This window comes from Kocuria sp. CNJ-770 (genome assembly GCF_001942375.1).
Taxonomy (GTDB): domain Bacteria; phylum Actinomycetota; class Actinomycetes; order Actinomycetales; family Micrococcaceae; genus Kocuria; species Kocuria oceani.
Genome location: NZ_MKJW01000102.1, coordinates 1 through 15085, shown reverse-complemented (window position 1 = coordinate 15085; position 15085 = coordinate 1). Strand labels below are relative to the sequence as shown.

The window sequence follows — 15085 nt, the reverse complement described above, 5'->3', positions numbered from 1 at the left end:
GCGGTGCCCGGACGATGCCTAGCGCTGGACGAGGGTCAGCTCGAAGGTGTACTTGTCCGCCCGGTACACGTGCCGGCCGGTCTCCACGGGGCGGCCGAGGTCGTCCATGGCGGTGCGGTGCATGCTGACCAGCGCGGCACCGGGGTCGACGCGCAGCTGCTCCGCCTGGAACGCGTCGGCCGAGACGGCACCCACCCGCTGGTGGGCCAGCTGGAAGTTGACGCCCTGGCCGCGCATGAGGGAGTAGAGCCCCTCCTCGGCCAGCCGGTCCCGGCTGAGCTCGCACAGCGCGCGCGGGATCCAGTTCTCCATGAGCGCGAGCGGTTCCCCGTCCGTGCAGCGCAGCCGCACGAGGTGGTAGACCTCGTCCCCGGGCTGCAGCCCCAGCAGCAGGGCCACCTCGTCGTCGGCGGGCACCACGGCGAAGTCCAGCACGTCGGTGCTGGGCGCGCTGCCGCTGCGCCGGAGATCCTCGTGCAGGCTCGTCAGCTCCAGGGAACGGCGCACCTGGGTGCCCACCACCTGCGTGCCCACCCCGCGCTTGCGCACCAGCAGCCCGGCGCGCACGAGCTGGTCCATCGCCTTGCGCATGGTGGGGCGGGAGAGGTTGAGGCTGTTCGCCAGGTCGATCTCGTTGTCGAGCTTCGTCCCGGGCGGCAGCTCTCCGCTGCGGATCGCGTCCTCGAGGCCCTGCGCCACCTGGTGGTAGAGCGGTACGGGGGAGGACTTGTCGACCGTGAGACGGAGTGGGCCGGACATGGTGTGCCTCCAGGGGTGGGCCGGGCGGGGACGGATGGCGCTGCTGTCCATTGTCCACGGGGTGATGTGAATATGTCCATACATTTTATTGACATCCGTGACCAGGGTCACCCAGTCTGGGGGGCGGAGCGCGGTCCGCGCCGCCCGGCCCGGCCGGCGGCCCCCTCCGTTCGATCCACCGCCCGACACCGGACCCGGGCGTCAGCCTCAGTCCTGCACGAAGGAGCACCATGGAGCAGATCACCCTCGGCCTCGTCGGCGTCGGCCGGATCGGCGTGATGCACGCCGAGAACCTGGCCTCCCTCGAGGAGGAGCTGAACCCGCGGGGGATCGACGTCCGGCTGGTGCTGACCGACGTCGCCGCGGCGCACGCCCGGTCGGTCGCCGAGCGGCTGGGGGCCCGGTTCGTGCCCTCCGTGGCGGAGATGCTGGGGTCCGGGGTGGACGGGCTGGTCGTGGCCACCGGGACGGCGACCCACCCGGGGCTGATCCGGGCGGGCGTGGACGCGGGCGTGCCGGTGTTCTGCGAGAAGCCGGTGGCCCTGGACGTGGCGGACTCGCTGCCCGTGCTGGAGCACGTCCGGGCGGCCGGCGGGACCGTGCAGATCGGCCACCAGCGCCGCTTCGACGCGGGCTATCTGCGGGCCCGGGAGGCCCTCGCCGCCGGCGAGCTCGGCTGGATCCACTCCCTGCGCGCCGTCACCTGCGACATGACCCCGCCCCCGGTGGAGTTCCTCGCCGCGTCGGGCGGGCTGTTCCGCGACTGCTCCGTGCACGACTTCGACATCCTGCGCTGGCTGACCGGCCACGAGATCGTGGAGGTCTATGCGAGGGGCTCCAACAACGGCGATCCCGCCATCGGGTCCGTCGGGGACGTGGACACGGCGCTCGCCGTGGTGACCTTCGACGACGGCACCGTGGGCACGGTCTCGGCCGGCCGCTACAACGGTGCGGGCCACGACGTGCGCCTGGAGATACAGGGTTCCCGAGCCTCGCTGGCCGTGGGCCTGGACGACCGGACCGCGGTGCGCTCGGCCGAACCGGGCGTGACCTTCCCGGCCGGTACCCCGCACCGGACCTTCGCGGAGCGCTTCGCCGCGGCCTACCGGGCGGAGATGGTCGCCTTCGTGGAGCTGGTCCTGGGCCGCCGGGCCAACCCGTGCCCACCGGAGGACGCCGTGGCCGCCGCACGGGTGGCCGATGCCGCGCAGGAGTCGCTGCGCACCGGCGTCCCGGTGCGGGTGGCCGCCGACCCGGTGCGCAGCGCCGGGTAGCACCGTCCGGCCGCCGCGCCGGCCCGGCCGCGGCAGGTGCCGCGGCCGGACCGGTGGCCGGACCGGCACCCCACCGGCCGCAGCGCCGTCCGCGCGGTCAGACCAGGACGATGGTGCGGTTGCCGGAGAGCACCACGCGTCCCTCGGCGTGCCACCTCACGGCCCGTGAGAGGGCCTGCATCTCGGCGTCGCGGCCGACCGCCACCAGGTCCGCGGGCGTGTGGGCGTGGTCCACGGCGATGACGCGCTGGGCGATGATCGGGCCCTCGTCCAGGTCCGAGGTCACGTAGTGGGCCGTGGCGCCCACCATCTTCACGCCGCGCGCGTAGGCCTGGTGATAGGGCTTGGCGCCCTTGAACGAGGGCAGGAACGAGTGGTGGATGTTGATGCAGCGGCCCGACAGCTCGCGGGTCAGCTCGTCCGAGAGGACCTGCATGTAGCGGGCGAGCACCACCAGCTCGACGTCGTAGTGCTCGACCAGCCCGAGCAGCTTCGCCTCCGCCTGCGGCTTCGTCTCGGGGGTGACGGGCACGTGGTGGAACGGGACGTCGTGCCACTCGACGAGGCTCTTGTGGTCGAGGTGGTTGGAGACCACGGCCACGATCTCGATGGGCAGCTCGCCGATCCGGGTGCGGTGCAGCAGGTCGGTGAGGCAGTGGGAGAACCGGGAGACCAGCACGAGCACCCGCGTCCTGCGCTGCGCGGAGACCAGCCGGAACCGCATGTCGTGCTGCTCGGCCACCGGGGCGAAGCCCTCCGTCAGGGACTCCACGGTGGCCGTCCCGGCCTCGCTGACCGTGTGGCAGCGGATGAAGAACTCGTCGGTGAAGCGGTCGGAGAAGTGCTTGACGTCGAAGATGTCGCAGCCCTGCTCCGTCAGGTTCGACGTGATGGCGCTGACGAGCCCGTGGGCCTCGGGGCAGTGGACGGTCAGGACGTGTTCGACGGTCCCCGGGACCTGGTCGGGCATGGCGGAACTCCTCGGCGCTGGGCGGGTGGTGGGTCGCACGGCACGGCATCGGCCGGTGCGGCCCTACGATCCTAGCCCGCGCGGGCAGAGGGTGGGGACGGCGGGAGCGGCGCCACGGGCTCGGTGCCGGGCCGGCGCGGTGTAGACCGATGGCCGCGGGAACGGGCGGTAGGAGTCCGCCCGGCGCGGGGAGAGATGCGCCTCGCTTCGGAGGACCCGCGGCCATCGGCAGGCGTTGCACGCCTCAACAGAGGAGAGCCGTGGGCTGAGCGGCTTTCAGAGCGCGGGCGCCGCAGACGGTGCACCCCCCAGTGCGTCCGAATCGGTCGTGCCCGCGCAATTTCCCCCATTGCTGTGGTTCTCACCACGATCGCAACTTTATCCGACCCGGAGCCGTGTCGGCACCCGCTGTCCCCAGGAAATTGTCAGGAAGCCGCGCCGAGGCTCTGCCGGCGGGCGGCTCAGGGCCTGCTGCCCGCGTCCCCGGCCGGGCGTTCCCGCGAGAATTCGCGTCCGACCAGCATCTCTGTGCGCGGGGGCCGGTGCAGGCAGCCGGGCACTCGCGCCGCGCTGTCCGCTCAAGTGGGGACAGGCCTGGGTGGCCCTCCGGGCGGGGCGCGGCGTCCCCGGCCCCGTCCCGAGCCCGGTCTCAGGCCACGGTCGTGTTGAAGAGCAGGCCCAGGACGTAGGTGGCCAGGGCGGCCCCGTAGCCGATGGCCAACTGGCGGAGACCCCGCTTCCAGGGGGAGGCCCCGGAGAGCAGGCCGACCAGCCCTCCGGTCACCAGCAGGGCGAGGCCGACCATCGCGAGGGCGACGGCCATGGCGGGAAACCCGGTGAGGCCCAGGAGGTAGGGCAGGATCGGGATGACGGCCCCCGAGGCGAAGAAGCAGAAGCTGGACGCCGCGGCGCCCAGGTCGGTGCCCAGCGCCACGTGCGCCCGCTGCTCGGGCTGGTCCTCGGCGGGCTCCTGGAAGGAGCGGGACGGGTCGCAGTCGCACTCGTAGAGGCCCAGGCGCTCCGCCGCCCGGTGCTCGGCGGCCTCCTCGCTCATCCCCCGGGCACGGTAGACGAGCACCAGCTCGTTGGCGTCCAGGTCCAGGTTCGGGGCGACGTGCAGGGTGACCTGGGTCGGCTGGGAGGCGTCGAGCAGCTCCCGCTGGGAGCGCACGGAGACGTACTCCCCGGCCCCCATGGACAGCGCCCCCGCGAGCAGACCGGCGATCCCCGCGAAGAGCACCATCGTGGGGGCCGTGCCGGTGGCGCCCACGCCCATGACCAGCGCGAGGTTGGAGACGAGTCCGTCGTTGGCGCCGAAGACCGCCGCCCGGAAGTTGCCGGAGAGCTTGTGCCGGCCCTCGGTGGCCAGCGCCCGGACGATCTCCTCGTGCACCGCCTCGTCGGCGGCCATGGCGTCGGACGCGTCCTGCTCCCCGTCGTAGGGCGAGCGGCTCTCGGCGCGCTGCAGCAGGGCCAGGACGAAGACGGAGCCGAAGTGCGCGGCGAGGAAGATCAGCAGCCGGGAGTACAGGGACGGGCGGGCGTCGGTGGCGGCGTGCGGGCCGAGCAGCCGCACCCAGTGCTCGGCGTGGCGCTGCTCGGCCTCCGCGACCCGGTGCAGGATCTCCGCCTCCCGGCCGGTGCTGCGGGCGGCCAGCAGACGGTAGATGCGGGCCTCGGCCCGTTCCTCCGCGAGGTACTTGCGCCAGCGCCGGATCTGGCCGCGCTCCGGCGGACCCGGACGGGGCGGGCGTTCCCCGGGAGCGGGGGAGGGGGCTGTCTGTTCGGGGCTCATGAGGGCCTTCCTCGGGCCCGTCGCGGCGCACGGCGCGCGGGGCCCGACCGGGGACGGGGACGGTCCGGAAGGTCTCGTTCGCCCGACGGCGCGGGTGGGCTGCCGGGACTCCACGTCGAGACCGGGATGGCGACAGACCGACGGGTGCGCGCACCCGGGAACTACTCCCCTTCGCTTCCCGACGAGTGTAGACCGGCCGTCACGGCCCCCGGTTTCGGTGCACCGAAGGGGCGCGGGCCCCGGCACATCAGGAGTCGATGCTGTCCGCGGCGTCCGGGGCCGGCCACCGGTGGCCCTCGGGGGCGATCACGGAGCTGTCCTCCCGCGTCTCGGCGGGGAAGGAGCCCACCCCCCAGTGGAACCGGTAGGGGTCGGAGCAGCCCCAGCCGAAGCGCAGTCCCTCGACCAGCTTCTGCGCCGCTTCCGGGAAGCCCAGCGGGCCGGTCGTCCAGGGCTGGTTCCACGCCGAGGGCTCGTGCCACTCGTCCTCGTGGAAGAACGTGGCGTCCACGGGCCAGGCCGCGTGGGTCAGCTGGCCGCCGGAGACCACGGAGCACTCCACGCCGTGGGGTCCCACCCCGGCCCACGCGACCGGGGCCTCCGAGCGGTCGTCGTCACGCTCGTACTCGACCACGAGGAAGTCGTTCCAGGGCAGCCGGGCGAGCACGGTGGCGATGAGCCGCCGCAGGTCCTCCCACACGTCCTCGCCGACGACCTCGGCGGCCGTGCCGGGGCCGACCACGCCGATCCCCGCCCGGCCCAGCATCTCCTGGGCCTCGGGGGTGGCCAGGTCCGACCAGGTCCGCGTGTCGGAGAAGCCCTCGCCGACCGGCTCCCCGGCCGGCTGGCGGGTCGAGGCGAAGCGCATGGCCTCCTCCCAGGAGCCGAAGAACCGCCGGACGCCGTCGAAGTACGGCCGGCGCGTGCTGGAGGCCTCCTGCTCGACCACCCAGCGGCCGTACCGGGCGGTGGTGGGATGGTGGCCGGTGCTGCGGCAGTGGCTGAGGAAGGCCGTCACCGCCGCGGCGTACTCCTCCTCCGTGAACACGTGCTCGTGGGCGGGCTCGGTGCCGGCCCGCAGGCCGATCCGCTCCAGGGCCGCGTCCCAGTGCCCGCCGCCCAGGCGCTGGGCGACCACGCGCTCGGGAACGGGCCAGTAGTGGGCGATGCCGCACAGGAAGTTCGCGTCCGTGCACAGGCTCAGCCGGGCGAGCTCGTAGGCGTGCGCGCTGAGCGGCCGGCAGGCGGTCTGCTCGGCGCAGTGCTGCTGGGCCGCGCCGATGAGCGCCAGGGTCTGCTGCGTGAGGGTGCCGTCCGGGTCCGCGCCGGCGAGCAGCGCGGTGACGTCGCGCACCACGTCGGCGCTCAGGTGCAGGGCGGCGTAGTCGCGGGCGGGGCCGACCCCCAGGTGCTGGGCCATGACGAGCCAGACGCCGGCGCCCACGGCGCCGTCGGTGACCTCGGGGGCAGTGGCCTCCTGCGCGAAGCGCTGGCCCAGCTCGGCGATCGCCGCGTCCAGCAGGACGGTGGACTCCTCCGGGAACAGGAGCTGGAAGCGCATCCGCACCTGCCCGCGCGTCATGCCGCGGTCGGCCATGGCACGGATCAGGGAGCCATAGCGCTGCACGAAGCTGCGAGGCCCGCCACGGCGTGGGGCATGGAGGGTCCTCCGGTCGGTCGGTCGTCGGGTGCCCGGTCGGGAAGACCGGGTTGGGGTGCCCACGGGGAGCGGGGGGCCCACTGCCGATCCTAGTCGGTGGGGGGTGGCGCCCGCCTGTCCCAGGGGATTGTGACCGGCGGATGACGCGGCGCTCGCGGCGGTAAAACCCCAGGTCAGGGGGTGATCAGCCCGCGGATGTCCTCGGCCGTGAGCGCGCTCGAGAACATCCGGTCGTCGTCCAGCACGGCCGTGAACAGCCGGGCCTTGCGCTCCTTGAGCGCCATGACCTTCTCCTCGATGGTGTCCCGGGCGACGAGCCGGTAGACCATGACCTTCTTCTGCTGGCCGATGCGGTGGGTGCGGTCCACGGCCTGCTCCTCCGTGGCGGGGTTCCACCACGGGTCGAGCAGGAAGCAGTAGTCCGCCTGGGTGAGGTTCAGCCCGAAGCCGCCCGCCTTGAGGCTCACCAGGAACACGGGCGCCTCCCCGGAGGTGAAGCGCTCGAGCGCCCGCGCCCGGTCGGTCGTCGAGCCGTCCAGGTAGGCGTAGGGGATCCTCAGCTCGTCCAGGCGGGCCGCGGCCTTCTTGAGGAAGCTCGTGAACTGGCTGAACACCAGCGGGCGGTGGCCCTCGGCCACGATCTCCGGCAGGTGCTCGAAGAGCAGGTCGAGCTTGCTCGAGGAGACCTCCGCCTCGGGGTCCACGAGGGAGGCGTCGAGGCTGAGCAGACGCAGCGTGGTCAGGGACTGGAAGATCGTGAACCGGTTCCGGTCCAGGTCCCGCAGCAGCCCCAGGACCTTCTGCCGCTCCCGCTGCAGACGGGTGTCGTAGAGCCGGCGGTGCGCGGGGGAGAGCTCCACCTGGATGGTCTGCTCCAGTTTGGGCGGCAGCTCCAGGTCCACGGACTCCTTGGTGCGCCGGAGCATGAGCGGCTTCACGCGCCGGCGCAGGCGGGCCAGTGCCGCGGCGTCCTCCCCGCGCTCGATGGGGCGCTGGTACGTCTCGGTGAACTTCCGCCGCGACGGGAACAGGCCCGGCGCCGTCAGGGACAGCAGCGCCCACAGCTCCACGAGGCTGTTCTCCAGCGGGGTGCCCGTGATCGCGAGCGTGAACGGGGCCCCGAGGTCCCGGACCGCCCGGTGCGCCTTGGTCCGGGGGTTCTTCACGAACTGTGCCTCGTCGAGCAGCACCCCCGCCCAGGCGACCCCCCGGTAGGCGTGCTCGTCCAGGCGCAGCAGCGTGTACGAGGTCACGACCACCTGGGCGCCGGCCACCGTGTCCGCGAGCGCGGTGCCGGCCTTGGCCTGGGTGTCGGTCACGCCCACGGCGGTGAGGGACGGGGCGAAGCGGCGGATCTCGGCCACCCAGTTGGGCACCACGGAGGTGGGCGCCACCACGAGGAAGGGCGGGAGGTCCGGGTCGCGCTCGACGGCGCGGCAGATCAGGGCGATCGCCTGGACCGTCTTGCCCAGGCCCATGTCGTCGGCGAGGATCCCGCCGAGACCGTGGTCCCACAGCACGCTCAGCCAGGCGTAGCCGTCGCGCTGGTACGGGCGCAGCTCGGCGTGCAGGGACGCGGGCACGGCCGGCGCCTCCACCGTCTCGAGCTCCAGCAGGGAGCGCACCGACGCCCGCCAGGCCTCGGCCTGGTCCGTCTCGGCCGCGAGGTCCTCGAACTCCTCCCACAGCCCGGCCTGGTGGCGGTGGATCCGCAGCGGGCCCTCGGGGGTCTCCTGCAGGGAACGGGCCTCGGCGATGAGCTCGCGCAGCCGGTCGAACTCGGGCCGGTCCAGGGAGAACCACGACCCGTCCGGGGCCAGCATCACGTCCTGCCCGAGGTCCAGGGCGCGGAAGACGTCGGCGAAGGAGATGTAGAACTCGCCCACCTTCACCGTGACCCCGAGGTCGAACCAGTCGCGGCGCTCCGTGGGGGCGGTGCTGACGGTGATGGTGGGCGGGTCGGTGATCTGCTGATAGGCCGGGCGCCCTCCGGTGTGCTCGATCCGCAGGTCCGGGATCTTCTCCAGGGCGGGCAGCCACTGCCGCACGAGCACCAGGGCGTCCCCCGCCACGTAGCTCGAGCGGCGGAGGTCCACGCCCGGGGCGCGGTGCCGGACCGCGGCGGTGACGGCGGTCTCCCAGGAGGACTCGCGGTGCACCGGCTCATCGGCGAGGGGGTCCACCGGGCGGAAGGGCAGCCGGACCCGGTCCCGGCCCTTCTGGTACTCCCACTCCCACCGGGCGCGGATGGTCAGCTCCTGGTGCTCCAGGGTGAGCACCAGCTCGGGGTCGGCGACCTGCGGCAGCTCGATCGACCCGTCCCCGTTGTCCACGTCCATGCTGCGGTGCAGGCGGGGGAAGTAGCGGTCGAAGAACTCCTCCACCTCGTCCTGGGGGATCGTCAGACCGCCCGCGGTGTCCAGGAACCGCCGCTGCTCCCGGGTGAGCCGGGTGGCCAGCGGCACGAGGCGCAGCGGGAAGAGGTTGAGGTCCTCGGTGTCCGCGACGTCCCGGGGGTCCCCGTCCGGGGCGAACAGCCCGTGCCCGGGATCGCCGATGATCCGGGCGGTGTCCAGCGCGATCCGGCGCCCGCCGCTGTCCACGGTGGGCCGCAGCTCGAGGTCCTTCCCGGGGCCGCGGACGACGTCCACGTGGAAGCGTCCCGGTTCCTCCACCGTCACCGGCAGCCCGTGCTCCCGGCCGACCAGGGTGATCCCGGCGTCCTCGGCCCGGGCGAGGATGCCCCACAGCAGCGGCGAGGCGTAGGAGTCCAGGCGGATCCAGTGCCGGTCGTGCACCGCGTAGGGGGTGCGGGTGGCGCTCAGCGCCCGGAGCTCGTCGAACCAGTCCGCCTGGCCGGGGCTCAGCGGCCCGGCGCCGAACTCCCCGCCGACGGTCTCCCAGTCCAGCCCGCCCTTGATCCACTGGCCCCGGCGGCCCCGGCGGACCGGCCGCACGTAGAGGTGCCACGGGGAGCCGGCCCGGCCCGTGCCGTGCACGTAGCGGTAGGGCTCGCGGCGCAGGTCGAACTCCAGCGCCACCCCGGACGGGTCCTCCGGGTCCGGGGCGACCGGCCCCGCGCTGCCGAGGATCTCGGCCAGGGCGTCCTTCCAGTCCGGCGGCTCCTCCGGCCCGGCGGTCGTGCTCGCCCCGGCCGTGGCCCCGGGGGAGACGGGGGCCGCGCTGCCGCCGGGCCGGTGGGCGCGCACGGCGGTCTCGAAGTTGTGACGCAGCACCGTGGCCACGGCGTGCTTGCAGAACCCCCCGGCGGGGCAGCTGCACCACGCCGGCCCCGGCGCGCCGCCGGTGCCGACGCGCACGGTGACGCTGTACACGGAGCCCGAGCCCTCCACCTCGGCGGAGAGGCTGCCCGCCTCCTGGGCCCCCGGGGACCACCGCACCGTCCGGACGCGCCCGGCGCGGAAGTACTCCTGGCCGCGCTGGAAGACCGCGGGCCCGGAGGCGGCCACGAGCCGCCGGGCGTCCACGAGGGGACCGGGGAGGGGTTGCATCCCCCCACCGTATCCGCCCGCGCGGACGAACCACGAGCGTGCGGAGGCCCCCTCGCGGGCTATCTATAATCGAGGCGACCCCTCGAACGACGACAGCGGCCCCACGTGCGGCCGCGGACGGAGGACTCGTGCCCGACACTGCTGGGCTCCGCCTCGGAGACCATGCCATTGCCGACAGTGCCGAGGAGCTCGCCTACCTCCGGTGGAACGACGCCGTCTGCGCGGCCTTCTTCGGCCCGGAGCGGGCGGGGGAGCTGATCTACCTCGACCTCGACGACAAGGTCCTCGCCGCGATCGGCGAGGAGCACGGGCTCGACGGGCCCTCGGCGCTGCGGGCGCTCGCGGACTCCGTGACCCCCCTGCTGGTGACCGAGGACGGCCGGCGGTCCGTGTTCGACGTGTTCAACCGCCTCAACGGCCAGTGGTACCGCGCCACCCGCCGCAGCCTGGACTCCATCGCGGAGATCCCGCCGCCGCCCGTCGTCGCGCTGCTGGCGCTGTTCGCGCTCGCCGGGCGGCACATGTCCACCCTCGCGGCGCGCACGGGCAACAAGTCCGTCTCGACGTTCTTCCTGCCGCTGACCGTGCTGCTGCAGGCTGGCCCGGACAACGCCAAGGCCCTCGAGTCCTCGTTCAAGAAGGACACCGAGGCGTACTGGGACGCGCTGCGCTACTGGCTGGAGCTGCGCGACGGCGAGATCGGGCTGCCCACGGCCTACGCGGTGAACCAGCGGCCCGTGGGGCTCGCGCTGTCCCAGACGATGTTCGGGGAGGCCGAGCGCCGCCAGCTGCACCGGATGTTCGAGGACCTGGGGATGACCACCGCCCAGGGCCTCTCCGCGGCCGAGCTCGGGGTCTACCTCGACTTCTGGCTGGACATGGCCGAGACCAAGGCCTCGAAGGCCATGAAGCAGGTCTGGGCGAACCCGCTGACCCGGGAGCCGGGACTGGAGATCGCCCTCGCCGAGCTCGCCGTGTGGGAGCAGTCCCGCGAGCAGGCCCGCGCCGAGGTCCGCGCGCACGTCCGCGGGCCGGGCCGCAGCGCCGTCAAGTCGTACTCGCTGTCCCTGACGGACAGCACCGACTACGTGGGCAACCCCGTGTTCGAACTCGGCTTCGTGGTGCCCAAGCGGTTCCTCTCCGGCCGGGAGGTGGAGCTGGAGACCACCGCGGGTCCCCGCACGGTGTTCCTGTCCTTCATCGGGGACGCCTTCCTGGGCGTGTCGGCCTACACCGCCCGCACGGACCCGGGGACGCTGCTGGGCGGGGCGCTGCGGCTCAGCGCCGGGGACGTGCGCTTCGAGCGCAACCCGCGCCCGGTCGTCATCTTCGCCAAGGACGGGTTCTCGGACACCTTCATCTCGGTGGACCACATCCCCGCGGCCTGGCCCTGCCGGATCATGGTCCGGGACGAGCCGGAGTGGATCGCCCAGATCAAGCGCGTGCTCGACGACTCCGCGTCCCCGGACTACCGCTTCGTGGAGGCCGGCACGCACGGCCTCGCGGAGGGCTGGGTGATGTTCGACGACGTGCAGGTGCTGCGGGCGGGCAATCCGGAGCTCACCGCGAACGACAACTTCTCCGGCCTCGTGCCGCGGCTGGTGCCCGCGGTGACCCTCTCGGGCGGCCTGCGCATCCCCGGCGACGTGGTGCGCTGGTCCACGCAGCGGCCCCCGCAGGTGACGATCACCTCGGACTCGGACGTCCCGCTGACCGTGGAGTGCGAGTGGCGCAACCCGCACTCCTTCAAGCTGGAGAAGGCGAAGCTCGCCGAGGCCCGGGTGCCGCCGTTCCAGATCTCCCTCCAGGGCACGCCCCTGGCCCGGGCCGACGGCACGCTCAGGCCCAACGACTACACCCTGGTGCTCAAGGCCGGGCGCACGGTCAAGCAGCGCCGGGAGTTCAAGCTGCGGGACTCGTCCTTCTACCTGACCCAGCGCTCCCTCGGCTACGAGGGGGAGATGGTGCACGTGGCGGACGAGCCGCTGTGGCCGGTCACGGCCTCCACCGTGGGGCAGCTGCCCGAGCACTACGTGCAGGGTGCCTTCGACAACCTGCCCGCGCGCCCGGCGCCCGAGGAGCACGAGGTGCCGGGCGCCCCCGGCTGGCACTCCTCCGAGGGGCAGCTGCTGCTCGAGCGCACCAACGTGCTGCCCGAGCCGGAGGGACGCTCCTGCCTGGCCACCGGCCGGCACCGGATCGTGCTGCCCGCCATGGAGCCGAAGGCGAAGGCGCCCTGGATCTTCGGGGAGTGCGCCCAGTGCGGGCTGCAGAAGCGCTACCCCGGGCGGCTCACGAAGCCGTCGGCGATCACCTCCACCGGGTCCGTGGACGCGCTGCGCTTCATCGGCCCCGACGAGGGGGAGTACCCCACGTCCTGGGCGCCGTTCCGCGACGCCCTCACCTTCCTGGGCGGGGGCAAGCGATCCAGCCTGTCGATCCTCGCCCGGCAGCTGGAGGACTCGGAGCGGTTCGAGGAGTGGTTCGTGGGCCACCTGCAGGCCCTGGGCTTCCTCGAGGTGGTCCGCGACGAGCACTGGACCGTGCGCCGCTGGCAGGTCTGCGGCCCGACCCTGACCCAGCTCGTGGACGGCTCCGTGCTGCTCACCGGCGGGTGGACGCCGGAGAAGGAGGCCGTGGTGGCCGAGGCGGCCGCCGCGCAGGACGCCTCCGTGGTGGTGCTCTCCCCGGAGGACCACGGCACGACCCTGCTGCAGGACGTGGACCTCGAGAAGCTGCAGGCGGCCCTGCCCGCGGGTCTCTGCGACGTGGTGCTCGACGCCGGTCCTGCGATGCTGGAGACCCTGCCGCCGCTGTCGGAGGTCGAGGAGCACCTGCGCCGCGCGGAGATGCAGTACAACGGGGTCGCCGAGCGGTTCGTGCCCGAGGACGCCACCTGGGAGCCCACCGAGGACCGGGACCGGCCCGGGCTGTACCGGATCAACCACCACCACCGGACGCGCTACGCCTTCCGCACCCCGGCCGACGTCGAGTCCGGCCACGCACGGTTCGTGGCCTCGGGCATCGGCAAGCACTTCGCGGCCCGGCAGGCCGGGGTGCCGATCGTCTCCTACGACCCGGAGCTGGAGCTGCTGTCCGTGCCCATCGGGGCGGAGCTGGCCGGGCTCTACGCCCGCGCCGCGGTGCTGTGCTCGGGCCTGCTCCCGGCGAAGGTGGACGAGGACTTCTCGCTCAACTACGGGGACGTCTCGCCGGAGTTCGCCCAGGCGCTGGTCGACAAGCTGATGAGCTGAGCGGCTGCCGGCCGGCGACGTGGACGGGCCCCGGGTCGGACGACCCGGGGCCCGTCCACGTCCGCGCCCGGGGCGCGGTCCGGTCCGCGGCTACACGGTCGGGTCGGCCGCCCGGTCGCCGGCGTCCGCGGCGATCAGCTCGGTGTCCGCGGCGATCAGCTCGGCGGCCCGCTCACCGATCATGTAGACGGTGATGTTGGGGTTGACGGTGGTCAGCTCCGGCATCACCGAGGCGTCGGCCACCCGCAGCCCGCGCACGCCCTTGACCCGCAGCTGCGGGTCGAGCGGGGACATCGCGTCCTCCACCGGGCCCATCCGGCAGGAGCCGGCCGGGTGGTAGACGGTGTTGTGGGTCCGGCGCACGTAGTCGGCGATCTGCTCGTCCGTCTGCACGTCCTCGCCGGGGAACAGCTCCCGCCCGGCCCACTCGGCCAGCGGGGACTGCGCCACGATCTCGCGGGCCTTGCGGATCCCGGCGGTCATGATCCGCATGTCGTAGCCCTCGGGGTCGGTGAAGTAGCGGGGGTCGACCCGGGGCTTGTCGCGGAAGTCCCGTGAGCGCAGCCGCACCGTGCCGCGGGAGCGGGCGTGGGTGACGTTGGGGGTGAGGCAGAAGACGTTGTCCGCGGTCGGGTAGCCCTGCCGGTAGGTGTGCATGTCGAAGTTGACGGAGCCGTAGTGCATCATCAGGTCCGGCCGGTCGCCGTCGGGGTCGACCCGGGTGAAGATCCCCGCCTCCCACCACTGGGTGGACTCGGTGACCATCGGCTTCCGCGCCTCCCACTGGATCACGCCCTCGGGGTGGTCCTGCAGGTGGGAGCCCACACCGGGGGAGTCCACGAGCACGTCCACGCCGACCTCCCGCAGGTGCTCGGCCGGACCGATCCCGGAGAGCATCAGCAGCTTGGGGGTGTCGATCGCCCCGGCGGAGACGACCACCTCGCGGCGGGCGCGCACGGTGCGCGCGGTGCCGAAGGCGTTGTCGACGACCTCCACGCCCACGGCCCGGCCGTCCTCCACGACCACGCGCCTGGCCTGGGTGGAGTGCAGGACCGTGAGGTTCCCCCGGTCCGCGACGGGGTGCAGGTAGGACACGGAGGCCGAGGCGCGGGTGCCGTCGGGCCGGCGGTTGATCTGGAAGAAGTTCGCGCCCTCGACCACGGTCTTGCCGGTGTTGAACGGCGTGCGCGGGATGCCGGCCTGCTCGCAGGCCTCCAGCAGCGCGACGCCACAGGGGTCGGCGTCGGGGATCTGCATGAGGTGCACGGGGCCGTCGTGGCCGTGGTGGGCGCCCTCGTCGTCGTTGGTCTCGAGCTTCCGGTAGAGCCGGAAGGCGGTCTCGGCGTTCCAGCCCTCGGCGCCGTGGACCTCCTCCCACTCGTCGATGTCCTCGGCCGGGGCCCAGAACGCGATGCACGAGTTGTGGGAGGAGCAGCCGCCGAGCACCTTGGCCCGGGCCATGCGCATGAAGGAGTTGCCGTTCTCCTGCTCCTCGAGCGGATAGTCCCAGTCGTAGCCGGACTCCAGCAGCTCCATCCAGCGGCTGAGGGTGAGCACCTCGTCGAGGTGCTGGTCGTGCGGGCCGGCCTCGATGAGCCCGACCGTCACGGCCGGGTCCTCGGACAGCCGTGCGGCGACGACGGCTCCGGCGGAGCCGCCGCCGACCACCAGGTAGTCGAACTCCTGCGGGGCCTCGGGGGCGGGGGTGGGGCTGGGCGTGCTCATGTCTCTCCTCGACGTCTCGGGATCTCGGGGTCTCAGGGGTCTCGGGCGGGGTCCGGGGCCGATCCCGGGGCGCGGTCGCCGCGGCGCGCGTCCCGGGCGGCGACGACGGCGCCGCGGCGGCGCCGGTCTCGGGCGC

The 15085-nt window shown here is 73.4% G+C and carries 8 protein-coding genes; 2 read left to right on the top strand and 6 right to left on the bottom strand.

All coding sequences use genetic code 11. The features are described from left to right. Nucleotides 1–18: 18 nt before the first annotated feature. The gene (locus tag BJF77_RS11695) at nucleotides 19–759 is read right to left on the bottom strand and encodes a GntR family transcriptional regulator (protein ID WP_047804973.1); all 741 of its coding nucleotides are present in this window, start codon (nucleotides 757–759) and stop codon (nucleotides 19–21) included. A 230-nt stretch (nucleotides 760–989) separates the two neighbouring features. Here BJF77_RS11695 and BJF77_RS11690 point away from each other — a divergent pair, with 230 nt between their 5' ends. Next, nucleotides 990–2033 carry a Gfo/Idh/MocA family oxidoreductase gene (locus BJF77_RS11690; RefSeq protein WP_075872272.1) on the top strand — a complete coding sequence of 348 codons (1044 nt, stop codon included), beginning with the start codon at nucleotides 990–992 and terminating at the stop codon, nucleotides 2031–2033. A gap of 97 nt (nucleotides 2034–2130) precedes the next feature. Here the strand turns inward: BJF77_RS11690 and purU are convergent, their stop codons facing one another. The 4 genes from purU to BJF77_RS22360 all read right to left on the bottom strand — a co-directional run bounded on the left by purU (nucleotide 2131) and on the right by BJF77_RS22360 (nucleotide 9970). Beyond that, nucleotides 2131–3003 (bottom strand): formyltetrahydrofolate deformylase, encoded by an 873-nt coding sequence (gene purU / locus BJF77_RS11685; RefSeq protein ID WP_075872271.1) that lies wholly within the window; start codon nucleotides 3001–3003, stop codon nucleotides 2131–2133. 649 nt (nucleotides 3004–3652) lie between these two features. Next, nucleotides 3653–4798 carry a VIT1/CCC1 family protein gene (locus BJF77_RS11680; protein WP_075872270.1) on the bottom strand — a complete coding sequence of 382 codons (1146 nt, stop codon included), beginning with the start codon at nucleotides 4796–4798 and terminating at the stop codon, nucleotides 3653–3655. Nucleotides 4799–5045: 247 nt separating this feature from the next. Next, nucleotides 5046–6395 carry a hypothetical protein gene (locus BJF77_RS11675; RefSeq protein WP_075872269.1) on the bottom strand — a complete coding sequence of 450 codons (1350 nt, stop codon included), beginning with the start codon at nucleotides 6393–6395 and terminating at the stop codon, nucleotides 5046–5048. Between the two features lie 236 nt (nucleotides 6396–6631). Further along, a complete protein-coding gene (locus BJF77_RS22360; RefSeq protein WP_075872268.1) occupies nucleotides 6632–9970 on the bottom strand; it encodes a DEAD/DEAH box helicase in 3339 nt (1112 codons plus the stop codon). Between the two features lie 128 nt (nucleotides 9971–10098). Here BJF77_RS22360 and BJF77_RS11665 point away from each other — a divergent pair, with 128 nt between their 5' ends. Beyond that, the gene (locus BJF77_RS11665) at nucleotides 10099–13224 is read left to right on the top strand and encodes a hypothetical protein (protein WP_075872267.1); all 3126 of its coding nucleotides are present in this window, start codon (nucleotides 10099–10101) and stop codon (nucleotides 13222–13224) included. A 90-nt stretch (nucleotides 13225–13314) separates the two neighbouring features. Here BJF77_RS11665 and BJF77_RS11660 read toward each other — a convergent pair whose 3' ends face one another. After that, on the bottom strand, nucleotides 13315–14949 hold the full coding sequence (locus tag BJF77_RS11660) for a GMC family oxidoreductase (RefSeq protein ID WP_075872266.1): 1635 nt from the start codon (nucleotides 14947–14949) through the stop codon (nucleotides 13315–13317). Nucleotides 14950–15085 lie beyond the last annotated feature (136 nt).

Excerpts from the sequence above, each read along its gene's own strand:
- BJF77_RS11675 (WP_075872269.1), bottom strand. The coding sequence starts at position 6,395 with ATGGCCGACCGCGGCATGACGCGCGGGCAGGTGCGGATGCGCTTCCAG.
- BJF77_RS11660 (WP_075872266.1), bottom strand. The coding sequence starts at position 14,949 with ATGAGCACGCCCAGCCCCACCCCCGCCCCCGAGGCCCCGCAGGAGTTC.
- purU (WP_075872271.1), bottom strand. The coding sequence starts at position 3,003 with ATGCCCGACCAGGTCCCGGGGACCGTCGAACACGTCCTGACCGTCCAC.
- BJF77_RS11690 (WP_075872272.1), top strand. The coding sequence starts at position 990 with ATGGAGCAGATCACCCTCGGCCTCGTCGGCGTCGGCCGGATCGGCGTG.
- BJF77_RS11680 (WP_075872270.1), bottom strand. The coding sequence starts at position 4,798 with ATGAGCCCCGAACAGACAGCCCCCTCCCCCGCTCCCGGGGAACGCCCG.
- BJF77_RS22360 (WP_075872268.1), bottom strand. The coding sequence starts at position 9,970 with ATGCAACCCCTCCCCGGTCCCCTCGTGGACGCCCGGCGGCTCGTGGCC.
- BJF77_RS11695 (WP_047804973.1), bottom strand. The coding sequence starts at position 759 with ATGTCCGGCCCACTCCGTCTCACGGTCGACAAGTCCTCCCCCGTACCG.